16 protein-coding genes, 16 tRNA genes, 3 rRNA genes and 3 pseudogenes are annotated in these 25,183 nt (G+C 36.7%); 36 read left to right on the top strand and 2 right to left on the bottom strand.

The window, feature by feature from the left end; translation table 11 throughout:
- Positions 1-80: 80 nt before the first annotated feature.
- The 19 genes from V5E38_RS00005 (at position 81) to V5E38_RS00095 (ending at position 6,681) form a co-directional block, all read left to right on the top strand.
- Positions 81-1,630 (top strand): 16S ribosomal RNA (locus V5E38_RS00005).
- A 153-nt stretch (positions 1,631-1,783) separates the two neighbouring features.
- A 23S ribosomal RNA gene (locus V5E38_RS00010) occupies positions 1,784-4,721 on the top strand.
- 121 nt (positions 4,722-4,842) lie between these two features.
- Positions 4,843-4,958, top strand: a 5S ribosomal RNA gene (rrf, locus tag V5E38_RS00015).
- Together the 16S, 23S and 5S rRNA genes with 16 tRNA genes alongside form the textbook arrangement of a ribosomal RNA operon.
- A gap of 10 nt (positions 4,959-4,968) precedes the next feature.
- A tRNA-Asn gene (locus tag V5E38_RS00020) sits at positions 4,969-5,043 on the top strand.
- A gap of 4 nt (positions 5,044-5,047) precedes the next feature.
- Positions 5,048-5,139, top strand: a tRNA-Ser gene (locus tag V5E38_RS00025).
- Positions 5,140-5,162: 23 nt separating this feature from the next.
- Positions 5,163-5,237, top strand: a tRNA-Glu gene (locus V5E38_RS00030).
- A 9-nt stretch (positions 5,238-5,246) separates the two neighbouring features.
- Positions 5,247-5,322 (top strand) — tRNA-Val (locus V5E38_RS00035).
- Between the two features lie 164 nt (positions 5,323-5,486).
- A tRNA-Met gene (locus tag V5E38_RS00040) sits at positions 5,487-5,563 on the top strand.
- A 3-nt stretch (positions 5,564-5,566) separates the two neighbouring features.
- A tRNA-Asp gene (locus tag V5E38_RS00045) sits at positions 5,567-5,642 on the top strand.
- 8 nt (positions 5,643-5,650) lie between these two features.
- Positions 5,651-5,726, top strand: a tRNA-Phe gene (locus V5E38_RS00050).
- 32 nt (positions 5,727-5,758) lie between these two features.
- A tRNA-Thr gene (locus tag V5E38_RS00055) sits at positions 5,759-5,831 on the top strand.
- Between the two features lie 10 nt (positions 5,832-5,841).
- A tRNA-Tyr gene (locus V5E38_RS00060) sits at positions 5,842-5,926 on the top strand.
- A gap of 5 nt (positions 5,927-5,931) precedes the next feature.
- Positions 5,932-6,005, top strand: a tRNA-Trp gene (locus tag V5E38_RS00065).
- 15 nt (positions 6,006-6,020) lie between these two features.
- Positions 6,021-6,096, top strand: a tRNA-His gene (locus tag V5E38_RS00070).
- 80 nt (positions 6,097-6,176) lie between these two features.
- Positions 6,177-6,251 (top strand) — tRNA-Gln (locus V5E38_RS00075).
- Positions 6,252-6,256: 5 nt separating this feature from the next.
- A tRNA-Gly gene (locus tag V5E38_RS00080) sits at positions 6,257-6,331 on the top strand.
- A gap of 5 nt (positions 6,332-6,336) precedes the next feature.
- A tRNA-Cys gene (locus tag V5E38_RS00085) sits at positions 6,337-6,407 on the top strand.
- A gap of 14 nt (positions 6,408-6,421) precedes the next feature.
- Positions 6,422-6,505 (top strand) — tRNA-Leu (locus tag V5E38_RS00090).
- A 93-nt stretch (positions 6,506-6,598) separates the two neighbouring features.
- Positions 6,599-6,681 (top strand) — tRNA-Leu (locus V5E38_RS00095).
- Between the two features lie 204 nt (positions 6,682-6,885).
- On the opposite strand, the gene V5E38_RS00100 is transcribed toward V5E38_RS00095, so the two are convergent.
- Entirely contained in the window at positions 6,886-7,182 is a 297-nt protein-coding gene (locus V5E38_RS00100; RefSeq protein WP_499211715.1) for a hypothetical protein, read from the bottom strand.
- Between the two features lie 483 nt (positions 7,183-7,665).
- Here V5E38_RS00100 and queG point away from each other — a divergent pair, with 483 nt between their 5' ends.
- The 6 genes from queG (at position 7,666) to yhbH (ending at position 15,195) form a co-directional block, all read left to right on the top strand.
- Entirely contained in the window at positions 7,666-8,790 is a 1,125-nt protein-coding gene (queG, locus tag V5E38_RS00105) for an epoxyqueuosine reductase (RefSeq protein ID WP_499211716.1), read from the top strand.
- Between the two features lie 77 nt (positions 8,791-8,867).
- Complete coding sequence (locus V5E38_RS00110; RefSeq protein ID WP_499211717.1) at positions 8,868-9,782, top strand: amidase domain-containing protein; 915 nt, start codon at positions 8,868-8,870, stop codon at positions 9,780-9,782.
- A 62-nt stretch (positions 9,783-9,844) separates the two neighbouring features.
- Positions 9,845-10,339, top strand: a complete 495-nt coding sequence (gene trmL, locus V5E38_RS00115; protein WP_499211718.1) for a tRNA (cytidine(34)-2'-O)-methyltransferase — start codon at positions 9,845-9,847, stop codon at positions 10,337-10,339.
- A gap of 437 nt (positions 10,340-10,776) precedes the next feature.
- Positions 10,777-12,672: a PrkA family serine protein kinase gene (locus V5E38_RS00120; RefSeq protein ID WP_097976853.1), complete on the top strand. Its 1,896-nt coding sequence runs from the start codon at positions 10,777-10,779 to the stop codon at positions 12,670-12,672.
- Positions 12,673-12,775: 103 nt separating this feature from the next.
- On the top strand, positions 12,776-13,678 hold the full coding sequence (locus tag V5E38_RS00125; RefSeq protein WP_499211719.1) for an aldo/keto reductase: 903 nt from the start codon (positions 12,776-12,778) through the stop codon (positions 13,676-13,678).
- Between the two features lie 323 nt (positions 13,679-14,001).
- A complete protein-coding gene (gene yhbH, locus V5E38_RS00130; RefSeq protein ID WP_097976849.1) occupies positions 14,002-15,195 on the top strand; it encodes a sporulation protein YhbH in 1,194 nt (397 codons plus the stop codon).
- A gap of 704 nt (positions 15,196-15,899) precedes the next feature.
- Here the strand turns inward: yhbH and V5E38_RS00135 are convergent.
- A complete protein-coding gene (locus V5E38_RS00135; RefSeq protein ID WP_499211720.1) occupies positions 15,900-16,292 on the bottom strand; it encodes a barstar family protein in 393 nt (130 codons plus the stop codon).
- Positions 16,293-16,858: 566 nt separating this feature from the next.
- On the opposite strand from V5E38_RS00135, the gene V5E38_RS00140 reads away from it, so the two are divergent.
- The 11 genes and pseudogenes from V5E38_RS00140 to V5E38_RS00190 all read left to right on the top strand — a co-directional run bounded on the left by V5E38_RS00140 (position 16,859) and on the right by V5E38_RS00190 (position 25,156).
- Positions 16,859-17,140: a site-specific integrase gene (locus V5E38_RS00140; protein WP_499211721.1), complete on the top strand. Its 282-nt coding sequence runs from the start codon at positions 16,859-16,861 to the stop codon at positions 17,138-17,140.
- 141 nt (positions 17,141-17,281) lie between these two features.
- Positions 17,282-17,698: pseudogene (locus V5E38_RS00145) on the top strand (tyrosine-type recombinase/integrase).
- A 164-nt stretch (positions 17,699-17,862) separates the two neighbouring features.
- A pseudogene (locus tag V5E38_RS00150) lies at positions 17,863-18,018 on the top strand (sporulation protein YhbH); the annotation flags it as partial.
- A 215-nt stretch (positions 18,019-18,233) separates the two neighbouring features.
- The gene (locus V5E38_RS00155) at positions 18,234-19,415 is read left to right on the top strand and encodes a GTP-binding protein (protein WP_499213482.1); all 1,182 of its coding nucleotides are present in this window, start codon (positions 18,234-18,236) and stop codon (positions 19,413-19,415) included.
- A 135-nt stretch (positions 19,416-19,550) separates the two neighbouring features.
- Positions 19,551-20,555 (top strand): permease, encoded by a 1,005-nt coding sequence (locus V5E38_RS00160; protein WP_499211722.1) that lies wholly within the window; start codon positions 19,551-19,553, stop codon positions 20,553-20,555.
- A gap of 9 nt (positions 20,556-20,564) precedes the next feature.
- Positions 20,565-21,314, top strand: coding sequence for a TIGR03943 family putative permease subunit (locus tag V5E38_RS00165; RefSeq protein ID WP_499211723.1), 750 nt, complete (start codon positions 20,565-20,567; stop codon positions 21,312-21,314).
- 211 nt (positions 21,315-21,525) lie between these two features.
- Positions 21,526-22,485, top strand: coding sequence for a metal ABC transporter substrate-binding protein (locus tag V5E38_RS00170; protein WP_499211724.1), 960 nt, complete (start codon positions 21,526-21,528; stop codon positions 22,483-22,485).
- Between the two features lie 68 nt (positions 22,486-22,553).
- Complete coding sequence (locus tag V5E38_RS00175; protein WP_499211725.1) at positions 22,554-23,258, top strand: metal ABC transporter ATP-binding protein; 705 nt, start codon at positions 22,554-22,556, stop codon at positions 23,256-23,258.
- Entirely contained in the window at positions 23,204-24,064 is an 861-nt protein-coding gene (locus V5E38_RS00180; protein ID WP_499211726.1) for a metal ABC transporter permease, read from the top strand. The genes V5E38_RS00175 and V5E38_RS00180 overlap by 55 nt, the downstream gene beginning before the upstream one ends.
- Before the next feature lie 121 nt (positions 24,065-24,185).
- Positions 24,186-24,332, top strand: a pseudogene (locus tag V5E38_RS00185) (sporulation protein YhbH); the annotation flags it as partial.
- A gap of 593 nt (positions 24,333-24,925) precedes the next feature.
- Complete coding sequence (locus tag V5E38_RS00190) at positions 24,926-25,156, top strand: hypothetical protein (RefSeq protein WP_387331931.1); 231 nt, start codon at positions 24,926-24,928, stop codon at positions 25,154-25,156.
- Positions 25,157-25,183 lie beyond the last annotated feature (27 nt).

The raw sequence follows: 25,183 nt of genomic DNA on the forward strand, positions 1-25,183 counted from the left end.
GTGAACTTTGAAAACTAAACAAAACATGAAGTAAACGTCAATTATTAGTTTTTTGAGCAATACAAGATTTAAACTTAACTTTTATGGAGAGTTTGATCCTGGCTCAGGACGAACGCTGGCGGCGTGCCTAATACATGCAAGTCGAGCGGACTAATGGGAGCTTGCTCCCGTTAGTTAGCGGCGGACGGGTGAGTAACACGTGGGCAACCTACCTGTAAGACTGGGATAACTTCGGGAAACCGGAGCTAATACCGGATGACATAAAGGAACTCCTGTTCCTTTATTGAAAGATGGCTTCGGCTATCACTTACAGATGGGCCCGCGGCGCATTAGCTAGTTGGTGAGGTAACGGCTCACCAAGGCGACGATGCGTAGCCGACCTGAGAGGGTGATCGGCCACACTGGGACTGAGACACGGCCCAGACTCCTACGGGAGGCAGCAGTAGGGAATCTTCCGCAATGGACGAAAGTCTGACGGAGCAACGCCGCGTGAGCGATGAAGGCCTTCGGGTCGTAAAGCTCTGTTGTTAGGGAAGAATAAGTGCTAGTTGAATAAGCTGGCACCTTGACGGTACCTAACCAGAAAGCCACGGCTAACTACGTGCCAGCAGCCGCGGTAATACGTAGGTGGCAAGCGTTGTCCGGAATTATTGGGCGTAAAGCGCGCGCAGGCGGTTTCTTAAGTCTGATGTGAAAGCCCCCGGCTCAACCGGGGAGGGTCATTGGAAACTGGGAAACTTGAGTGCAGAAGAGGAAAGTGGAATTCCAAGTGTAGCGGTGAAATGCGTAGAGATTTGGAGGAACACCAGTGGCGAAGGCGACTTTCTGGTCTGTAACTGACGCTGAGGCGCGAAAGCGTGGGGAGCAAACAGGATTAGATACCCTGGTAGTCCACGCTGTAAACGATGAGTGCTAAGTGTTAGAGGGTTTCCGCCCTTTAGTGCTGAAGTTAACGCATTAAGCACTCCGCCTGGGGAGTACGGTCGCAAGACTGAAACTCAAAGGAATTGACGGGGGCCCGCACAAGTGGTGGAGCATGTGGTTTAATTCGAAGCAACGCGAAGAACCTTACCAGGTCTTGACATCCTCTGACAACCCTAGAGATAGGGCTTTCCCTTCGGGGACAGAGTGACAGGTGGTGCATGGTTGTCGTCAGCTCGTGTCGTGAGATGTTGGGTTAAGTCCCGCAACGAGCGCAACCCTTGATCTTAGTTGCCAGCATTTAGTTGGGCACTCTAAGGTGACTGCCGGTGACAAACCGGAGGAAGGTGGGGATGACGTCAAATCATCATGCCCCTTATGACCTGGGCTACACACGTGCTACAATGGATAGTACAAAGGGTTGCAAGACCGCGAGGTGGAGCTAATCCCATAAAACTATTCTCAGTTCGGATTGTAGGCTGCAACTCGCCTACATGAAGCCGGAATCACTAGTAATCGCGGATCAGCATGCCGCGGTGAATACGTTCCCGGGCCTTGTACACACCGCCCGTCACACCACGAGAGTTTGTAACACCCGAAGTCGGTGGGGTAACCTTTTAGGGGCCAGCCGCCTAAGGTGGGACAGATGATTGGGGTGAAGTCGTAACAAGGTAGCCGTATCGGAAGGTGCGGCTGGATCACCTCCTTTCTATGGAGACATCATGAACCGATGGTTCATGTATGAAAATGTTTCTTCATTGTTTTGTTTAGTTTTGAGAGTTCACTCTCAACTTTGTACCTTGAAAACTAGATAATGTCATTCATTAAACTGCGTAAGTTTAATTCAATTAGTTTTAAAATTAGTTAAGTTAGAAAGGGCGCACGGTGGATGCCTTGGCACTAGGAGTCGATGAAGGACGGGACTAACACCGATATGCTTCGGGGAGCTGTAAGTAAGCATTGATCCGGAGATTTCCGAATGGGGAAACCCACTACTCGTAATGGAGTAGTATCTTTACCTGAATACATAGGGTACTGAGGACAGACCCAGGGAACTGAAACATCTAAGTACCTGGAGGAATAGAAAGCAATAGCGATTTCCTGAGTAGCGGCGAGCGAAACGGAAGATAGCCCAAACCAAGAGGCTTGCCTCTTGGGGTTGTAGGACACTCTATACGGAGTTACAAAGGAACGGGGTAAATGAAGCGACCTGGAAAGGTCCGTCAAAGAAGGTAAAAACCCTGTAGTTGAAACCTCGTTCCCTCTTGAGTGGATCCTGAGTACGGCGGAACACGTGAAATTCCGTCGGAATCTGGGAGGACCATCTCCCAAGGCTAAATACTACCTAGTGACCGATAGTGAACCAGTACCGTGAGGGAAAGGTGAAAAGCACCCCGGAAGGGGAGTGAAAGAGAACCTGAAACCGTGTGCTTACAAATAGTCAGAGCTCGTTAACGAGTGATGGCGTGCCTTTTGTAGAATGAACCGGCGAGTTACGATCCCGTGCAAGGTTAAGTTGAAGAGACGGAGCCGCAGCGAAAGCGAGTCTGAATAGGGCGATATAGTACGTGGTCGTAGACCCGAAACCGAGTGATCTACCCATGTCCAGGATGAAGTTCAGGTAACACTGAATGGAGGTCCGAACCCACGCACGTTGAAAAGTGCGGGGATGAGGTGTGGGTAGCGGAGAAATTCCAATCGAACTCGGAGATAGCTGGTTCTCCCCGAAATAGCTTTAGGGCTAGCCTTATGTGTTAGAGTCTTGGAGGTAGAGCACTGATTGGACTAGGGGCCCCCAACGGGTTACCGAATTCAGTCAAACTCCGAATGCCAATGACTTATCCATAGGAGTCAGACTACGAGTGATAAGATCCGTGGTCAAGAGGGAAACAGCCCAGACCGCCAGCTAAGGTCCCAAAGTATACGTTAAGTGGAAAAGGATGTGGAGTTGCTTAGACAACCAGGATGTTGGCTTAGAAGCAGCCACCATTTAAAGAGTGCGTAATAGCTCACTGGTCGAGTGACTCTGCGCCGAAAATGTAACGGGGCTAAACGTATCACCGAAGCTGCGGATTGATACCGTATGGTATCAGTGGTAGGGGAGCGTTCTAAGGGCGTTGAAGCTAGATCGTAAGGACTGGTGGAGCGCTTAGAAGTGAGAATGCCGGTATGAGTAGCGAAAGACGGGTGAGAATCCCGTCCACCGTATGCCTAAGGTTTCCTGGGGAAGGCTCGTCCTCCCAGGGTTAGTCAGGACCTAAGCCGAGGCCGACAGGCGTAGGCGATGGACAACAGGTTGATATTCCTGTACCACCTCATTTCCGTTTGAGCAATGGAGGGACGCAGAAAGATAGGGTAAGCGCGCTGCTGGATATGCGCGTCCAAGCAATTAGGCTGATGTGTAGGCAAATCCGCACATCATAAGGCTGAGTTGTGATGGCGAGGGAAATATAGTACCGAAGTTCCTGATTCTACGCTGCCAAGAAAAGCTTCTAGCGAGGAAATAGGTGCCTGTACCGCAAACCGACACAGGTAGGCGAGGAGAGAATCCTAAGGTGAGCGAGAGAACTATGGTTAAGGAACTCGGCAAAATGACCCCGTAACTTCGGGAGAAGGGGTGCTCTTTTGGGTGTATGCCCGGGAGAGCCGCAGTGAAAAGGCCCAAGCGACTGTTTAGCAAAAACACAGGTCTCTGCGAAGCCGCAAGGCGAAGTATAGGGGCTGACGCCTGCCCGGTGCTGGAAGGTTAAGAGGAGGGGTTATCCCTTACGGGAGAAGCTCTGAATTGAAGCCCCAGTAAACGGCGGCCGTAACTATAACGGTCCTAAGGTAGCGAAATTCCTTGTCGGGTAAGTTCCGACCCGCACGAAAGGCGTAACGATTTGGGCACTGTCTCAACCATAGACTCGGTGAAATTATAGTACCTGTGAAGATGCAGGTTACCCGCGACAGGACGGAAAGACCCCGTGGAGCTTTACTGCAGCTTGATATTGAATTTTGGTACAGCTTGTACAGGATAGGTAGGAGCCTGAGAAGCCGGAGCGCTAGCTTCGGTGGAGGCGTCGGTGGGATACTACCCTGGCTGTATTGAAATTCTAACCTAGAGCCGTGATCCGGCTCGGAGACAGTGTCAGGTGGGCAGTTTGACTGGGGCGGTCGCCTCCTAAAGAGTAACGGAGGCGCCCAAAGGTTCCCTCAGAATGGTTGGAAATCATTCGAAGAGTGTAAAGGCATAAGGGAGCTTGACTGCGAGACCTACAAGTCGAGCAGGGACGAAAGTCGGGCTTAGTGATCCGGTGGTTCCGCATGGAAGGGCCATCGCTCAACGGATAAAAGCTACCCCGGGGATAACAGGCTTATCTCCCCCAAGAGTCCACATCGACGGGGAGGTTTGGCACCTCGATGTCGGCTCATCGCATCCTGGGGCTGTAGTCGGTCCCAAGGGTTGGGCTGTTCGCCCATTAAAGCGGTACGCGAGCTGGGTTCAGAACGTCGTGAGACAGTTCGGTCCCTATCCGTCGTGGGCGCAGGAAATTTGAGAGGAGCTGTCCTTAGTACGAGAGGACCGGGATGGACACACCGCTGGTGTACCAGTTGTTCTGCCAAGAGCATGGCTGGGTAGCTATGTGTGGAAGGGATAAGTGCTGAAAGCATCTAAGCATGAAGCCCCCCTCAAGATGAGATTTCCCATAGCGTTAAGCTAGTAAGACCCCTGAGAGACGATCAGGTTGATAGGTCAGAGGTGGAAGCGTGGTGACACGTGGAGCTGACTGATACTAATCGGTCGAGGACTTAACTAACAAGTTTGATGATGACATTATCTAGTTTTGAGGGTACAAAAATTATTATAAAAAACTTTGAAAAAGTCATTGACTTTCGAATGAGATATGATATAATAGTTATTGTCCTTAAGGAATTGAATCAAGTGATGATAGCGAAGAGGTCACACCCGTTCCCATACCGAACACGGCAGTTAAGCTCTTCAGCGTCGATGGTAGTTGGGGGTTTCCCCCTGTGAGAGTAGAACGTCGCTTGGTTTATGATTATTCCGCAGTAGCTCAGTGGTAGAGCACTCGGCTGTTAACCGAGTGGTCGTAGGTTCGAACCCTACCTGCGGAGCCATTTTGGAGAGCTGTCCGAGTGGCCGAAGGAGCACGATTGGAAATCGTGTAGGCGGGTAACCCTGTCTCAAGGGTTCAAATCCCTTGCTCTCCGCCACATGTTTTCAGGACTATTATACTGGCCCGTTGGTCAAGCGGTTAAGACACCGCCCTTTCACGGCGGTAACACGGGTTCGAGTCCCGTACGGGTCACCATTTTATTACGGAGGATTAGCTCAGCTGGGAGAGCACCTGCCTTACAAGCAGGGGGTCGGCGGTTCGAGCCCGTCATCCTCCACCATCTAATTAAATTCTTATTATCGCGGGGTGGAGCACGAACGAATATGCTTCGAAGAAATTACTTCAGCATACCAATCGAGCTGCTACTTGCAATAACATCCTGAGATTGGGATGGTCTTAACGAAATACAGTTTATGGATCTATAAAAAATAGAATCCACATTATCGCGGGGTGGAGCAGTCTGGTAGCTCGTCGGGCTCATAACCCGAAGGTCGCAGGTTCAAATCCTGTCCCCGCAACCAAATGGTCCCGTGGTGTAGCGGTTAACATGCCTGCCTGTCACGCAGGAGATCGCCGGTTCGATCCCGGTCGGGACCGCCATTTAAGATGGCTCGGTAGCTCAGTCGGTAGAGCAGAGGACTGAAAATCCTCGTGTCGGCGGTTCGATTCCGTCCCGAGCCACCATCTTAAAATAGATAACAAGTAATTATTATTAAGCCGACTTAGCTCAATTGGTAGAGCAACTGACTTGTAATCAGTAGGTTGGGGGTTCAAGTCCTCTAGTCGGCACTCTTTAATCGGAGGGGTAGCGAAGTGGCTAAACGCGGCGGACTGTAAATCCGCTCCCTGTGGGTTCGGCGGTTCGAATCCGTCCCCCTCCACCATTTATAGGGGCATAGTTTAACGGTAGAATAGAGGTCTCCAAAACCTTTGGTGTGGGTTCGATTCCTACTGCCCCTGCCAAATAATACAATAATGGCGGTCGTGGCGAAGTGGTTAACGCATCGGATTGTGGTTCCGACACTCGTGGGTTCGATTCCCATCGGTCGCCCCATTTAAATTATTGTAACGATTTTTCAAGTGAGTAATATAATTTATAGTAAATTGAATATAGTATATAAAGTTCTTAATTAATGGGCTATAGCCAAGCGGTAAGGCAACGGATTTTGATTCCGTCATGCCCTGGTTCGAATCCAGGTAGCCCAGCCATTTATGCGGAAGTAGTTCAGTGGTAGAATACAACCTTGCCAAGGTTGGGGTCGCGGGTTCGAACCCCGTCTTCCGCTCCAAGTATGGCGGTATAGCCAAGTGGTAAGGCAGAGGTCTGCAAAACCTTTATCATCGGTTCAAATCCGGTTACCGCCTTTTAATTTACTTCTGCCGGGGTGGTGGAATGGCAGACACACAGGACTTAAAATCCTGCGGGGGTTGACCCCGTGCCGGTTCGAGTCCGGCCCTCGGTATCATTAAACCTCTTACTTTTGTAAGAGGTTTTTAATTACAGATTTGAATGGACAATTTGTCTTTCATATATTATAATTATTTTATAACTTTTTGGCGGTGTGGTGGAATGGCAGACACGCCTGACTCAAAATCAGGTATCTTCACGGATGTGCAGGTTCAAGTCCTGTCACCGCTATATTGAATGAAGGGAAGAGGATTTTGCAGAGATGCAGAATCCTTTTTTTGTTTAGAAAGTAAGTGTTAGGAAAAAAGATTAGAGTCTTCATCTGATATAATATAATCGTATTCATTTTGGGATCAGCACAAAGAAAGGCAGCGAACATAGTTATAGTCGCTGCCTTTCTTTATGTGACTACTATTCATTTAGCAGTGCATATCATTACATCTTTACATACTTACGTTTTTGCTTAGCAGCAAGCCAATCAAATTGTTTTGGTTTTCTTTTATTTGCTAAAGTAACTACTAAGCCTGTTGTTGCTATTAGAAGGCTTGCAGCAGCTACTTTAATAGTAAATTGTTTTGCATTTTTTAATTTCTCATTATTGTATCGATCAAGTTCTTTAAGTGTATCCTGTGTAAAATCAATTCTGTCGTTTGTTTCTTCAATCAAACTACAGACACCTTCGAAACTTTCAACCAAAGGATTTTTTTCTTCATTTACCAAAGGATCTGTCATAGTTATTCTCCTCCTAAATTTAACCTATAAAGAAGAATTCTATGGGAAAATTCATTATACCTTCATTCAAATTTCTACAAATCTTTTAATATCCTCTATAATTAGTTAATTAATTAAAGTTCTGATGAATATTGATCTTTTTCTTATTCACGTCATCCGCTATTTTTTAAGTGCTATAATCATGTTAGAACTCTTTCGACAAAAATTGATTTTATTCTTGAATTTATGACATATTTATGATAAATTTAATTACAAGTTCATTAAAAACCTACTAAATACAGATTGCATTTGTATTAGTAGTAAAGCACTTATAACTTGATAACAACGCAGTGTATTGATTCATTCGAAGAACGATACATTGCGTTTTTTTATATTAAAAAGTCTATTATTAGAGGCTTTTGTGACATAATTAGATAAAGAAATAATTTTCTGACTAGAATAGAAAATATAATTTGTAAATTAACAGGCAGTTAGGTGATTCTTGTGAATATAAAAGAATTTCAAAAAGAATTGATTTCATATAGTAAAGAAATTGGAATAGATAAGATTGGATTTACGACTGTAGATCCATTTTTAACATTAAAAAATCGTCTATATAGGCAGCAGGAATTAAATTATCAATCGGGCTTTGAGACAAAGGATATTGAACGAAGAGTAGATGCCAGAAAAATTATGACAGAAGCTAATTCAATTCTTGCAATTGCGCTAGCTTATCCATCTAAATTGAAAAATCCTCCTAAAAGTAAAAAAGGATCTACAAGGGGGATTTTTTGTAGGGCTTCATGGGGGGAAGATTACCATGTAGTTGTAAAAAAGAAATTACTTCAGCTTGAGTCATTTATTTTATTACATTATCCAAATGCAAAGGTTCAGTCGATGGTCGATACCGGTGAGCTTGTAGATCGAGCTGTAGCTGAGCGAGCAGGTATAGGTTGGAGTGCTAAAAATTGTTCAATTATTACGCCAGAATTCGGTTCTTATGTGTATTTAGGGGAAATGATTACCTCATTACCTTTTGAACCAGATTCGCCTATTGAGGAACAGTGTGGAGAGTGTACAAAATGCCTTGATGTTTGTCCGACAAGTGCAATTGTTTCTCCAGGGCAATTAAATGCTAAAAATTGTATTGCTTTTTTAACACAATCAAAAGAGATGATTCCTGTTGAGTTTCGAAAAGAGTTGGGAAATCGTATATATGGGTGCGATACATGTCAGACAGTTTGTCCTAAAAATAAAGGAATTAATTTTACTCATCATATTGAGATGGAACCTGATCCAGAAACTGTAAAACCTTTATTACGCTCTGTATTAAAGGTAAGTAACAGAGAGTTTAAAAGTCAGTTTGGCCAAATGTCTGGATCATGGAGAGGAAAGAATCCTATTCAGCGTAATGCTATCATTGCTTTAGCACATTTTAAAGATGAATCGGCATTAGATGATTTAAAGGAATTAGCGAAAAAAGATGCAAGACCAGTAATTAGAGGTACAGCTATTTGGGCTATTTTTGAGATTGAGGGAAAGAACAGTACACCATTTATTGAAAGTTGTTTGCAAAAAGAGCAAGACGAGATTGTATTAAATGAAATTAATGCTGTTCTATCAAAGTAAGCAATATTGAGTGGTATAATCTCTTATTTTTCAACATCGTATAGAATAAGAATATATGTTGAAAAAGGGGGATTATCTTGTTTAATCGTGAACTTTTAGAGTGTTATTTAAAAGAACGATTACATCTTTATTTTGGTGAAGGACATCGAAGTCATCCTATTCAAAAAAAAGAATATCAGGCAATCAGACGTAAAGTTGAATTATATAATAAGCGTAATATTTCATTAGTGAAAGTATATGGAAATCTTGATGTAAACAATATTTGGACTGATCAGGACGTAACGTATATAAATTATACATTCCATACGCGATATTTTTTAAAGCAAAATGATTTATATTTTGAAGAGGATCAACATGAAAGACAGATCGCTATTGAAAATAATGAAATCTTATATGACATACCATTCCCAATTGATAATCAAGTTGAACATTTTGAACTTGAAGAAGACGATTTAGGTGAAAATGAATCATTGGATCGAAATAACAGATATAACCGATTTAATGCTGTTAAATATGCTGAAACCTGGTGGGATGGCCATAATAAAGAATATCCATTGTATGCAAATGATTGTACTAATTTTATATCTCAATGTTTAAGGGCTGGAGGCATTCGAATGGTTGGAATGCCAAAACCCGGGACAGGGTGGTGGTATAGAAATCATTCTAATAGTAGTTATAGCTGGAGAGTTGCTCACGCATTAAGAAGATTTTTACCTTCGCCTAAAACTGGAATTAAAGCAGAAGAGGTGCCTTCTCCAAAAGATCTTACATTGGGGGATATTATCGTATATGATTTCGAAGGTGATGGAGTATGGAATCATTGTACGATCGTTGTTGCTAAGGATGAAAATGGTGAACCGTTAGTGAATGCACATACTGTCAATAGCCGTAAAAGATATTGGTCATACTATGATTCTTCTGCTTTTACGGAGAATATTAAGTATAAGTTTTTTCACTTCGTTGATGACTTTTCTAACCCTCCAGTGGAATAATACCTTATTAATTACGAATTTGGTATAATATAAAGCATTGAAACAATATAGAGGTGAAAAAGATGGGAATACACGTTGTATTATATCAACCACAAATTCCAGCAAATACAGGAAATATTGCACGTACTTGTGCAGGAACAGATACAAGTTTGCATTTAATTCGTCCGTTAGGTTTTTCAACTGATGATAAAATGTTAAAAAGAGCTGGTCTTGATTATTGGGAGCATGTAGATATACATTATCATGATTCTTTAGACGATTTATTTGATAAATATAAAGACGGGAAATTTTACTTTATAACTAAATTTGGGGAAAAAACATATTCAAACTTTGATTATACAAATTTAGATGAAGAGATTTTCTTTGTATTTGGTAGAGAAACAACAGGGCTTCCGAAAGAGTTGATTGAAAAAAACATAGAAACTTGTTTACGTATACCAATGACAGATCATATTAGATCTCTAAATTTATCAAATACAGCTGCAATTTTAATTTACGAAGCTTTACGTCAGCAAGATTTCCGTGAGCTGTTAAAGGTAAAGGATTATTCTAAATAAAAAAGTCACCATATTAATGGTGATTTTTTTTATTAATTTAAGATTTTATCAAAGAGTAAGCAAATAAAAAAGATGCTTCCATTAGAACGGTCTAAATAAAAATTAAGATCCGCGTCTAGAAGCATCCTTAAAAAAATATTATCTGTTTTTCAGTCCAGGTTTGTCATTATAGCCGCCTGTGAAAATTGCTGCTAAGAATGATGCTGTAACTAATAAAATTAATACTAGTCTCATCAGTATGTATCCTCCCAATTGAAAAATTCCCAACACCCTAAACCTTATTATACAAAAAAAACATAGAAATATGAAAGTAAAATTATGAGAATTGAATTTCGATAAAATATATTTTCCTACTCAAAGATATAGCATGAGTACGGACATCCTTGCATATCCTTTAATAATCTCTCTTACAGATGAGAAGAAGGAGGTACTTGTCCATGGATATTTTAAAGAAACTTGAGCAGCACCGGGACATGGAACAAAGATTGAAATGGGAAGGCACTTTTGCTGAGTATCTTGAAATGCTAAAAGAGGAGCCCTTGGTTGCACAAACTGCACATTCTAGAATTTATAATATGATTAAAGACGCAGGTATTGAAGAAGTGAATGGTAAAAAAACCTACAGTTTCTTTAATAACAACCTATATGGATTAGAAGAAGCGCTAGAGAGACTCGTGGAAGAATATTTCCATCCTGCTGCCAAGAGATTAGATGTAAAAAAACGTATTTTATTATTAATGGGTCCTGTAAGTGGTGGTAAATCTACACTGGTAACGATGTTAAAAAGAGGCTTAGAAAATTATTCAAGGTCTGATCAAGGAGCAATCTACGCTATTAAAGGTTGCCCAATGCATGAAGATCCATTGCATTTAATTCCTAACCATTTAAGAGATGATTTTTTCAATGAATATGGAGTTCGAATTGAAGGAAATCTTTCACCTTTAAACTTAATGAGACTTGAACAAGAGTTTGGTGGAAGAATAGAAGATGTTATGGTAGAAAGAGTATTCTTATCAGAGGATCGTCGAGTTGGTATTGGTACTTTTAGCCCGTCTGATCCAAAATCTCAAGATATTGCAGATTTAACAGGAAGTATTGATTTTTCAACAATTGCTCAATTTGGATCAGAGTCAGATCCACGTGCCTACCGGTTTGATGGTGAGTTAAATAAAGCAAACCGTGGAATGATGGAATTCCAAGAGATGTTAAAATGTGATGAAAAGTTTTTATGGCACTTATTATCCCTGACACAGGAAGGAAACTTTAAGGCAGGGCGTTTTGCATTGATTTCTGCGGATGAATTAATCATTGCTCATACGAATGAAACAGAGTACAGATCTTTTATTAATAATAAGAAGAATGAAGCACTTCATTCTCGAATAATCGTAATGCCAATTCCGTATAATTTAAGAGTTAGTGAGGAAGAGAGAATTTATCAAAAAATGATCTCTGAAAGTGATGTTTCAAATGTTCATATTGCTCCACATACTTTACGTGTAGCAGCAATGTTTACAATTCTTACTCGTTTAAAAGAACCAAAACGAGGAGATATTGATTTAGTTAAGAAGATGCGTCTATATGATGGTGAAATGGTAGAAGGCTATAACACTGTTGATTTAGAAGAGCTGAAGAAAGAATATTTAGATGAGGGTATGCATGGTATCGATCCACGATATGTCATTAACCGTATTTCATCTACTATTATTCGAAAAGAGATTCCTTCAATTAATGCTTTGGATGTATTACGCTCATTAAAAGATGGTTTAGATCAACATCCATCTATTTCTAATGAAGATCGTGAGCGTTATATGAATTTTATCTCTATCGCAAGAAAAGAATATGATGATATTGCAAAACAAGAAGTTCAAAAAGCTTTTGTATATTCATATGAAGAGTCTGCAAAAACACTAATGGATAATTATCTTGATAATGTAGAAGCATATTGCAATAAGAATAAGCTTCGTGATCCTTTAACAGGTGAAGAGATGAATCCAGATGAGAAGTTGATGCGTTCGATTGAAGAACAAATTGGTATCTCTGAGAATGCAAAGAAAGCATTCCGTGAAGAAATACTAATTAGAATCTCTGCATATGCAAGGAAAGGTAAACGTTTTGATTACAATTCACATGAAAGATTAAAAGAAGCAATCCAAAAGAAACTTTTTTCGGATTTGAAGGATGTTGTGAAGATTACGACGTCCACAAAAACTCCTGACGAGCGTCAATTAAAGAAAATCAATGACGTTGTCAGCAGATTAGTTGATGAATATGGATATAACTCAACATCAGCAAATGAATTATTACGCTATGTAGGCTCATTACTTAACCGATAAATTGTTTAAGCGGCTATCTATTAGATAGCCGTTTTCTTTTGCAATTAATAATGTTTATCCTATAATGATGATAATGATTAAAAAGAAGGATGAGGTAGTGTAGATGAAAAGAATTCAACTAGCTGAAAATCTTGAGTTTTCACAAATTATTCATGGATTATGGCGTTTATCTGAATGGAAAATGACATCAGAACAATTAGTCACTTTTATAGAAGAATGTATTGATTTAGGAATTACAACATTTGATCATGCCGATATTTACGGTGGCTATACTTGTGAAGAAATTTTTGGAAAGGCTTTAGCGCTAAAACCAGAGCTTCGTGAAAAAATCCAAATCGTTACAAAATGTGGAATAAAGTTAAAGTCATCAAAGTTTCCTGAACTTAAAATGAATCATTATGATACTAGTAAGGAGCATATCCTTATGAGTGTTAATAATTCTCTTGAAAATCTACAAACAGATTATATCGATTTACTTTTAATACATAGACCAAATCCTTTTATGAATCCAAAGGAAATCGCAGAAGCGTTTAATCAACTTCATTTGGAAGGAAAAGTACGCAACTTTGGGGTATCAAACTTTTTACCATCTCAATTTAACGCATTACAAGCATATCTAAACATGCCTTTAGTAACAAATCAAATTGAAGTATCTCCAATGCAATTAGAGCATTTTGAAAAGGGAACAATTGATTTATTACTTGAAAAAGATATTGCTCCAATGATCTGGTCCCCATTAGCTGGCGGACAAATTTTTACTAGTCAGTCTGAAACAGCGGTACGTGTTCGAGCATTGCTTGAAGAGATTTCTAGTGAAATTGGCGCAAATTCAATCGACGAAGTAATGTACGCATGGTTATTAGCTCATCCTGCTAAAATGATGCCAATCGTAGGATCTGGTAAAATTGAACGTGTTAAAACAGCAGTTGAGTCTACAAAGTTAAGTATGTCAGCGGAACAATGGCTACGAATTTACGTAGCTGGAATGGGGCATAATTTACCTTAAATAAAAAAGTGGAAAACTTTTTACTAGTTTTCCACTTTTTTTGTTCTTTTTTAAGTATTGTTACATATAGTTAAAGGCAAAAGTTTATTGGAATTAATATATAAATATATTTATTTTTAAGGACTCGTCCTATTTTCTGAAAAAATGGGTGTAAAATTTAGAAGAAACATTGTCAATTATTGTGTCCTTCTGCATATGATAGAGTAATCCATAAAAAAGGGTAGAAAATCACCTACCGAAATAGTTTATGCAATTGTGTATTACTGTGTGACGATTTTTTTATTTTTACAAATAAATCAAAACAAGTAAGGGAGGGAAAGAAAATGAGTAATGAAAATAATGAACATGAACAAAAGCATAATTTTACCATTTCACAGGAAGACTGGACCCTCCATCGTAAAGGACACGACGACCAACAGCGCCACCAAGAAAAGGTACAAGAGGCGATTAAAAAGAATTTAGCAGATTTGATCACAGAAGAAAGCATCATTATGTCAAACGGGCGCGATGTAGTAAAAATCCCAATTCGGTCACTAGATGAGTATAAGATTAGATACAACTACGATAAAAATAAACACGTTGGTCAGGGTACTGGAGACAGTAAAGTTGGCGATGTAGTAGCAAGAGATGGTTCTCAAGGAGGCCAGCCACAAAAAGGTGCAGGTAAAGGGCAAGGCGCAGGCAAAGAATCAGGTGAAGATTATTATGAGGCAGAGGTTTCACTAATGGAATTAGAGGAAGCTCTTTTTAGTCAGTTAGAATTACCTGATCTAAAACGAAAAGAACAAGATTTAAATACAGTAGAAAACATTGAATTTAATGACATTAGAAAAACTGGGTTAATGGGTAACATTGATAAAAAACGTACGATGATGTCAGCGTTTAAACGCAATGCTATGAGTGGTACGCCATCATTCTATCCGATCTCTCCAGAAGACTTAAAGTTCCGTACATGGAATGAAATTAGAAAACCAGAATCTAAAGCCGTCGTACTCGCAATGATGGATACGAGCGGAAGTATGGGCTTATGGGAAAAGTATATGGCACGAAGCTTCTTCTTTTGGATGACTAGATTTTTAAGAACAAAATATGAATCAGTTGATATCGAGTTTATCGCACATCATACAGAAGCAAAAGTAGTTACAGAAGAAGAGTTCTTCACAAAAGGAGAAAGCGGAGGAACGATCTGTTCATCTGCTTATCGAAAAGCTTTAGAAGTGATTGAATACAAATATTCTCCTGAAAGATATAATATCTATCCATTCCACTTCTCTGATGGAGATAATTTAACATCTGATAATGCTCGCTGCGTAAAATTAGTTCAAGAATTAATGAAAGTGAGCAATATGTTCGGATACGGAGAAGTAAACCAATACAATCGACACAGTACGCTAATGTCCGCGTATAAAAACATAAATGACGAGAAATTTCGCTATTATATTCTAAAGCAGAAGTCAGATGTGTTCCATTCTATGAAGAGCTTTTTCAAGCAGGAGCATGAGAAGGCAGCGAAATAGAGAGCGGTTATGGAGAATTAAATGGCGTGCGAAATAAGTAGAAAGTGAAACCAGAAAAGCCCGGTAGAGGGTTTTTCTGGTTTTTTGTCGTAGATATTTAGAGTTAAAATCAATAGTGAAGACAGAGTTCTTATTCAACATAATGGCAGATTAGTTGCATAAGGATTTTTCAAAAAGTAAATATCAGTGAAGAATTTGCCTAATCATGCGTTAGTTGCATTAGGATTAAAAAAATAGCCTGTATCTATGATTACTCTGTAATCATAGATACAGGCTTTATATTTGGATAACTTGTAACCTCTATATATGTTTTAGATATTCCAACTCTTTTTTCCGAATAGATTAAGCTGATTGAGATTGTTTACTATTCACTTTTCGTTTAGTTAAATAACGAGCAGCTAAGCAACCGAAGACAAACGACTATCAACCAAAAGCTACCAGCAAAGTATTGTGAACGGACTGGTGAACGGGATCGTGAAAACTGTTCATTAAGCAGAAATTTTCATCACTGGATATTTAGTTAACTTGCTTTATGATAAGATGAGTTTAGTACTTTAGTGTACCAAATGAAGAAAAATTAAACATTATCAGAAACTCACAACGTTTTTTCTAAACAAATATTTAAAGATTTCTTAATTGATATAAATTGTCAAATAGTAAAAAAGAGGACGATCGTTTCTTAATGATTATCCTCTTTTTGTTGTTCAACTATCGCATAAGTTAGTTGAATAAGAACTCACATTTCCAATTGGGAAATTCCTGATTATGTTCTGAAGATACTCTTTCATAATATTCGAATCTTCAGGGAATCTTCTCTCCAATTCTGACCACCCAACAAACCTAATTTTATTTGGTAACTCAACAACACCAGAAATGATCTCCCAAAACGAGTCCCAGTCCTCGCTATAATAATCTGGAAATTTCAGTTTTTTTTTCAAAAGTGAGTGCAATTCTTTGGTAGTTCGTACGGTCGAAACATTAATGTACAACGTGGGTGCTTCAGTTTTTTTCTTTTCAATTTTGTATAGAAATACAATAAAAAAAGGCAAGACGAATAAAAAAAATAATAAAATAGAACTTAGTACATAAATTGTCATCCTATTACCCCTTACATCTCAAAAAGCGCTTAGACAAAACTATTTTAATTAAATCAATACCCATATTTTACCATGTTTTATTCAACTAAATTACCAGTTAGCACAAAAAAAGACCGATAATATTGCCGATCATGTTGATAAACTAACGCTGGGCGTTAGTTTAATAAATACTTACTGAGGCTAACATAGCGATACTCCACATAATAAAGATAAATGATGTTGTTAGCCAGAATGTATTTTTTGTAGTTTTTTCATCATTTTTTATTTTTTTCATTATCGTAACAAGATTAATACAAAAGGTAATACAAAGTATAGGTATTAAAAACCATCCTATGTATAGAAAAGGAATAATCATTAGTTTCATCGTTTGGTCTACTCCTATTAATTTTAGTTTAAGTTCCTAATATAGTAATACTACGAAGGTGTATGTATTACCTTGTAATTCAACTAAACTGCCATTTAGTGCAATAATATTTGATCCTTTTCTAGCTTTCACCCACCGATTTTAATCATGAATTTCGTCAATAATGCTTGGTAAAAGACCTTTTATTGGAGGGGATTCATTAATGATATTATCTAAAGCATGGAAAAGTTACTATAATAATAAGTTAATTGAAGGATACTCAACAACTACTCTAAAAGCATATAAAATACAAGCAACACTTTTAATTAAACACTTCGGTGATATTGATATTGCTCATATCTCAACTGATACTTTAAAAGAGTATCTTGTAATTGTTGGAGAAAATTTAAAACTTGCAAGTCTAGCACACAGAGTTCGTTTTATAAAATCTTTATTCCGTTGGGCTCATGAAGAAGGTGAAATTCATAGTAACCCTTCCTCATAGTTAAAAGAACCAAAAGCTGGAACTAGAGTTCCTAAATTCTTAACTGTTAAGGAAATTGAACTCCTTCGGGGAGCCTGTAATACGTCAAGAGAACATGCAATAATTGAGTTTATGTATTCATGAGAATGCCGTATAGGAGAAATTGGCTTAATAAATAAAAATGATATAAATTGTACGAATCACTCTGTAATAGTACGAGGAAAAGGTGATAAAGAAAGGGAAGTATACTTCAATACTCGAGCTGAAATTTGGTTATTAAGATACTTAAACGAACGAGACGATGCAGATCCTGCATTATTTGTAACAGAAAGAGCACCTCGTCGGTTAAGTATTGCTCAAACGCGCCATGTAATTAAGGAGGTTTCTTTAAAATCAGAGTTTAACAAAAAGATTTCTCCCCACTAATTAAGGCACAGTTACGCAACTCATTTAATGGATAACGGAGCTCCAATTGAAGTAATCCAAAGTTTATTAGGTCACGAAAAGAGTGAAACAACACGAATATATGCGAAACTAAGTGGAAAGCAACGCCAAGATCAATATTGTAAATACTTTTAAAAAAGGAACTGCAACGCTCCATTTAATAGCTTCATATAAATAATCTCTTGTATAAAGAAATTAGAACGCGATAGTTAAAATACGGGTATATCCTAAACATCTTAATGGCATTCTTGAAAAATGAATACGAAAAAATTCAGTCATATCAATGGGTGAATCCTAGACAAGTAAACCAATACAATCGACATAGTACGCTAATGTCCGCGTATAAAAACATAAATGACGAGAAATTTCGCTATTATATTCTAAAGCAGAAGTCAGATGTGTTTCATTCGATGAAGAGCTTTTTCAAGCAGGAGCATGAGAAGGCAGCGAAATAGTAATTAGGTATGGAGAATTAAATGGAATGCAAAATTCGTAGAAAATGAGAAACAGAGGGGCCAGATTTGTTGGTTTTTATGTTTTTTTATGTTTTTTTATGTTTTTTTATGTTTTTTTAAAATATGTTGCAAAACGTAGTTGTTACGATTTATAATTATTTAGCTTGATATAATTCGTAATTATTACGTTTCATGTATATTATTTAGGAGGAATAATTATGAGAGTACCTATTACAGTTTTAAGTGGATTTTTAGGATCAGGTAAAACAACGTTATTAAATCATATTTTGACGAATCGAGAAGGGTTGAAAGTTGCTGTTATTGTAAATGACATGAGTGAAATAAATGTAGACGCCCGACTTGTAAAAAATGGAGGTTTTTCACGTACAGAAGAAAAGCTTGTTGAAATGCAAAATGGCTGCATTTGTTGCACGTTAAGAGATGACTTGATGAAAGAAGTTGAAAGATTAGTAGATAATGGAGGAATTGATTACATAGTAATAGAGTCTTCAGGTATAAGCGAACCAATTCCAGTTGCACAAACTTTCACTTATGTGGACGAGGAGCTAGGGATTGATTTAACTAAAAAAACTCGTTTAGATACAATGGTGACAGTTGTAGATGCAAATCGTTTTTGGGAGGATTATTCTTCAGGGGAAACATTATTAGATCGTAAACAAGGAACTGATGAAACAGATATTCGTGAAATTGCAGATTTGCTTCTTGAACAAGTTGAATTTGCAGATGTAATTATTTTAAATAAAATTGATCTTTTAGAAGAACACGATGTAAAAGAATTAACTGCATTTCTTAAGAAAATTAATGCACAGGCAAAAATTATACCTGCTATATTTTCGAATGTCGATTTGAAATCTGTATTAAATACTCATCTATTTGACTTTGATAAAGCTAGCCAAGCAGCAGGTTGGATTAAAGAATTAAATGATGAACATATTCCAGAATCAGAAGAATATGGTATAAGTTCATTTGTTTATCGTCGTAAGAAACCATTTCATCCGGAACGTCTATTTTCTTGGCTAGAGAATTGGTCAGTTGACGTTGTTCGTGCGAAGGGATTCTTTTGGCTAGCTACAAGAAATGATATGGTAGGAATGCTATCTCAAGCTGGTTCTACGATAACCATTCAAGGAGCTGGAGAATGGATTGCTACATTACCTAAAGCAGAACAAAACGAGATGAGAAGAGAAGATCCATTGTTAGAATATAAATGGGATGATAATTTTGGTGATCGGATGACTGAACTCGTTCTTATTGGAATTGATATGAATCAATTAGAGATTGAGAAGTCACTTGATAAATGTTTGTTAACAGAAGAAGAAATGGAAACAAATTGGAATGAATTTAATGATCCAATGCCAGTATATGTCCAAAATTAAACATATGAATCTACTAATTAATCTAGAAAAATAAGTTTAAATTAGATAAAACTTATTGATTTTTAATGGTTGGACGAGCATATGTCTGTTTCGTATAGAATATATTTCACTATAAAAAATTATTTGAGGTGATGTATGGCACGGAAAGTTGGACAAGAAGTAATAATTTTTTTGGTTCTATTTTGTTATTTATTTTGTTATGTATTTATTGATTTTACGAATTTATCGTCTTTATTTCATAAAGTACCTAAAGAACTTTTAAATATGAACACTATATTTATAAGTTTGTTTTTAGAAGCTCTTCCATTTGTATTAATTGGAATCATAGTTTCTTCAATTATTCATGTTTTTGTAAAACCAGAGACGATTAGTAAAATTCTTCCTAAAAATGCATTATTGGCATTTATTCCTGTTGCTTTAATTGGCATGATTATGCCTGTATGTGAATGTGGTATTGTTCCGATTGTCAGATCTTTGTTAAAAAAGGGTATGCCTGCGTATATTGGGATTGTTTTTCTTAGTAGTGTACCAATCATAAATCCAATTGTATTTACTTCAACCTACTATGCATTTCAATCGAATTCTCAAATGGCATTTTTAAGGCTAGGGTTAGCATTTATAGTAGTTCTAATCATTGGTTTTTTTACATTTTTATTTTATCGAAATAAAAATGTACTATTAGAAACTAGGGAAAAGCACGAGAACCATAAACATGTTCATCATATTCATTCAAATACAAATCGAATAAGTGAAGTCATTTCTCACATTAGTAGTGAATTTTTCTCAACATGTAAATTTTTAATTATCGGTGGATTAATCACAAGCGTATTTCAGACTTTTCTTGATAGAAGTGTGTTAATACATCTATCAAATCATACGAATCTATCAAGCATGGTTATGATGGGATTAGGATATTTCTTATCTTTATGTTCTGGATCTGATGCATTTATAGCTGCATCTTTTTCGAGCACATTTCATGTAAAATCTATTCTAGCGTTCTTAATATTTGGAGCTATGATTGATTTGAAAAATACATTTATGATGTTTGCATATTTCAAGAAAAGATTTGTATTTTTTTATATTTTCTTAACTGCAAGCGTCGTATTTGTAGTGACGTCGATTTGGAATTTATATTGGTGAGGTGAATAAATGTCTTCTTTTCAAAATCGATTACGCTCTGTATTTTTCTTCGGGATTGTTCTAATGCTTTTGAAGCTTTTAGTTTCAGGAGATATTCAATATTTCATTGCACCAAAGATGGTGAAATTCACAATCATTACTTTAGTTGCTTGTATAATTATTGGATTAATTCACTTCTTTGAATTACTAAAAGAACATCATACTTCATGTAATTGTTGCTCGAATCAAAAAAATAGGACTTTAAGTTTAGTAGTTTTAATAAGTATTCCAGTTATAACAAGTAGCTTATTTTCAACAAATGTTCTTGGAGCAAGTATTGCTTCAAAAAGAAGTATTTCTTATAGCCAAAATATAGTAAAAAAACAAGCCAAAAAAATAAAAGTAAAAAATGATAAATCAAATTTCATAAAAGTTGATGATTCGATGTATGGACATATTATTTCAGATGTACAGGATAGTTTAGATCAATATGTAGGTAAAAAAATATCTTTTAATGGTTTTATATATCGTGATAAGCAAACAAGAAAAAATCAGATTTATGTATCGCGTTTTGCTATTACCTGTTGCGTAGCTGATGCTCAAGTGTTTGGATTGATGATTGAGGGAAAAGAGGTTTCAGCATTTAAAAGTGATCAGTGGGTAAAAGTAACTGGTACAATTCATAAAGTGAAGATTGGAAAATTTTATGAACCTATTATTCAATTAGAAAAAATAGTAGAAATAAAACCACTAAAAGATCCATATGTTTATTTTGATTAGGAAAGTTTAATTAATATTTAATCAGAAAAACATTGAAAACGTAATTGTTTCGTTTTAATATTAAGCGTACTATACTTGCTTATTTTTTGGTAAGTATCTATTTTTACTTAATAAATCGTAACTATTACGTTTAAAAATATAAAATAAATTCTAGTATTAGATAGAAGGGCGGTGCACTTACAGTAAAATATAAATTTTATTGTTTAGTGATATGAAAAATATAAAATTAAGATCGTTATTATCATTTAGTATTTCTCTCTTTTTATTAGCAGGATGTTCATCTAAATCGATTTCTACTTCGAATAAATCAAAGGAGAACGAATCTAAAAAAATTAAAATAGTGACTACTTTTTATCCTGTATATGAATTTACTAAAAATGTTGCAAAAGAAAATGCCGATATTAAACTATTAATTCCATCATCAATTGAACCCCACGAATGGGAACCAACACCAAAAGATGTTGGAGCAATTCAGAATGCAGATTTATTTATCTATAATAGTCCATATATGGAAACCTGGGTTCCAAACATTGAAAAAAGTTTAAGTAACAAAAAATCATCATTTATTGAAGCAAGTAGCGGTATTTCTCTGATTAAAGGGCAAGAAAATGAAGAAAAACAAGGTAATAATAACCATTCCGAACAAATGGATCCACATGTGTGGTTAAGTCCAGTATTAGCTCAGAAGGAAGTTCAAAATATAGCAAAAGCTCTAATAAACATTGATCCAGAACATAAAGAAGAATATAAAAAAAATAGCGATGATTATATTAAGAAATTAAAAGACCTTGATAATCAATATCGAACTACTTTAACGAATATGAAAAATAAAGAAATCATTACACAGCATGCTGCATTTGGATATTTAACAAAACAATACGGTTTAGTACAAGTTCCAATTGCTGGCTTATCTCCATCAAATGAACCAAGTCCATCAAGACTGGCGGAACTTAAACAGTTTGCAAAAAGTCACGATATTAATACAATCTTCTTTGAGGAAGTTGCTTCCCCTATAGTAGCGAATACACTAGCAAATGAAATTGGTGCAAAAACAGCTGTCTTAAATACAGTTGAAGGTTTAAGTGAAGAAGAACAAAAACAAGGAATTGATTATATAAGCGTTATGCAGAAGAACTTACAAATATTAAAAAAAGTATTAGAAAATAAATAATAATTAAGTAAAAAGCGTGTTCCTACTTAGTGTCACGCTTTTACTTAATTAAGAAAGGAAATGAAGAGATGAGTTTAATCCAGTTAAAAAATGTCAAATTTGGTTATCATCATACCTCCGTTATAGATAATGTAAGTTTTGAAGTAAATCAAGGAGAGTTTATTGGAATTACAGGTCAAAATGGTGCATCTAAATCGACTCTTTTAAAACTAATGCTCGGTTTATTAAAACCATGGAGTGGTGAGGTTCAAATTAAAAAAGATGTAAATCATGAGTTGATAAAAATTGGATACGTGCCACAACAAATATCTTCATTTAATGTAGGGTTTCCAAGTACAGTAATTGAACTTGTGAAATCGGGTAGATTTAATCAAAAAAAATGGTTTGAAAAAATGAATAAAATAGATCACGACTCAATTAAAAATGCACTAGTAATGGTAGGAATGTGGGATTTTCGACATCATAAAATTGGTTCATTATCTGGGGGACAGAAACAAAAAATTTGCATTGCTCGTGTATTAGCTTCTGAACCTAATTTATTAGTTTTAGATGAACCCACTACTGGAATGGATAAAGAAAGTAGAGAAAACTTTTATCAATTTTTGGATCATCAAGTTAAAAGGCATAATCGAACAGTCGTTATGGTGACTCATGAAAAAGAGGAAGTTGAACAATATCTTGATAAAATCATACATCTAGAGAAAGGGGAACATGGCATATGGAGATGCTTAACCTTGAATTCATGCAACGGGCATTTTGGGTTGGTGGATTAATCGCTGTAATCGCACCAATATTAGGTGTATTTTTAGTATTAAGAAGACAGGCTTTAATGGCAGATACACTATCTCATATTTCACTTGCAGGAGTAGCGATTGGTTTTTTTATTCATGCTGATTTAACATTTTCCAGTATGTTGGTGGTAATCATTGGAGCAATTGCAATTGAATATATGAGAAGAGCCTATCTATCATATTCAGAAGTATCGATTGCTATCCTAATGGCAGCAGGATTGTCACTTGCTCTCTTTTTAATGAGTATTAGTGCTGGAGGGATGACTACCAATGTAGAACAATACTTATTTGGATCAATTGTTACTGTTACTCAGCAACAAGTCTATTTGATGATTGGCGTGACAATCGGCGTATTATTCTATTTCCTCTTGTTAAAAAGACCTCTATTTTTAATGACTTTTGATGAGGATACTGCTTTTACAAGCGGGGTAAATACAAAATTATTATCCTTATCGTTTAGTGTATTAACAGGTGTTGTCATTTCAGCTATAATTCCTACAATTGGAGTGTTGCTTGTTTCCGCTCTACTTGTTCTCCCTGCTGCATTCGCAATCCGAATTGCGAAAGGATTTAAATGGGTTCTCTTATTAGCGGTATTAACAGCAATTTGTAGTATGTTTGTAGGTTTAACATCTTCATACACGATGGGAACACCACCAGGTGCAACAATCACTTTGGTATTAGTGATTATATTAATATTGGGTTTTATTATTCAGAAAGTTGTTGTACAAATTCGAAGAGAAAAAATAGTTAATCAGAATGTTAATTTAAATGATAAGTATTTATAATAATACTCGGCTGAATTAAATAAAAAATAGGATATTAAAATGGGTGTATCATATGCAGTATAAGCAACCTTTAAAAAAAGACATTAGAAAAATTCAGTCATACCAATGGGTGTATCCTAAACAAGTAAACCAATACAATCGACACAGTACGCTAATGTCCGCGTATAAAAGCATAAATGACGAGAAATTTCGCTATTATATCTTAAAACAAAAGTCAGATGTGTTCCATTCTATGAAGAGCTTTTTCAAGCAGAGCATGAGAAGGTAGCAAAATAGTGAGCGGGTATGGAGAATTAAATGGCGTGCGAAATAAGTAGAAAGTGAAAAACAGAGAGACTCCATTGAGGGGGTTTCTGTTTTTTTGTCATGAATACTCAAAGTTTAATGAATGGCATACAGAGGACCTTATTCAACATAATTGTATAATTGTTGAGCAATATTGTTAAAAAAATAATTTTGGATGTAAAATAATGAACTTGTTTGAATGGGTTTTTCTTTTTGTTGGAATAATCGGGGTACATATTAAAAGTCATGTGTGTTTGTAAACAGATTTGTACTGAACAGATGATTATTCCCAAAAGCTTCTGGTAATTTCATAAGCCCACCTTTATCTTTAATTTAATCTTGAAATTCAATCATTTCATCAATCAGAGTAGAAACATATTGAGTGTTGTTGTTAGCTTTATCCTTTTATTAGTTAGTGATATATATCACAACAAGATGTATAATTGTGATAAAAAACAATAAAAACATAGCTAGTGTAAAATTTATGTAAACTAAGATAGCAGTACACTGTGGAATACCCGAATGAAAAAGGGTATTTTTTTTGTGAAGACAGGAGCGAAAGAAAGGAGGATATACTTGAAAACATTTTATGTTTGTTACACTTGTGAATCCTATATAAAATGGGAAAATGTAACCCAAGGATTAGAAGTTACCATTGAGGAGATTCGAATTGAAGTGATGAATAAACTGTTAAAGTATGATTATTTTATTGTGAAAAATGATAATGGATATAGTTTGATTAATTCCTCTTTAGTACGGTATGTAAGTATTGTTAATGAGAAGACCGAATCAATGAAAGTAAATTAGATTTAATACAAGCTTTTATTCTATAAG

The sequence above is a fragment of the Rossellomorea sp. GAMAL-10_SWC genome, assembly GCF_049568075.1.
Lineage (GTDB): Bacteria > Bacillota > Bacilli > Bacillales > Bacillaceae_G > Gottfriedia.